The organism is Rhodobacter sp. TJ_12, from assembly GCF_020023995.1.
GTDB lineage: Bacteria > Pseudomonadota > Alphaproteobacteria > Rhodobacterales > Rhodobacteraceae > Rhodobacter.
On the sequence record NZ_NRRD01000089.1, the window covers coordinates 1 to 478 of the forward strand.

Here is a 478-nt window from a genome sequence, read left to right on the forward strand (position 1 = left end):
GCGAACACCGATTTCCTGGTCGGTCTGACCGGCAACAATCGGCTGTACGAGCAGGCCCGGCCATATCTCGACGCCGCGGCCGAAATGCACGCTGCCCGCTGCGCGGAGGCCCAGCGGATGGGCATCACCCCGCCTCAGGCTACGCGCAGCTACCACGAACTCTCCTACGCCGCGGGCTCGTGGCTGATCGCCCCGCGAGTGGCCCTCAAGGCCGAGGTCATGGCGGCCGGCCGGAACCCGCGGTTCGTCGTGACCTCCCTGCAGCACCCCGAGCCCGAGCAGCTGTACGCCGATCTCTATACCGCGCGCGGACAGGACGAAAACTTCATCAAACACTGGAAGAACGACCTGTTCGCCGAGCGCACCTCCGACCGCAGCTTCCTGGCCAACCACCTGCGGCTGTTCTACGCCTGCGCCGCGTACGTCCTGCACCATGCCCTGCGCACGCAGGTCCTGGCGCACACCGAACTCGCCCGCG

Annotated in this window: 1 protein-coding gene; it reads left to right on the forward strand. The window is 68.0% G+C overall.

Annotation, left to right across the window (positions count from 1 at the left end):
* Positions 1–478: transposase (locus tag CKO11_RS17330; RefSeq protein WP_223641558.1), on the forward strand; the 478-nt coding region annotated here is incomplete at both ends.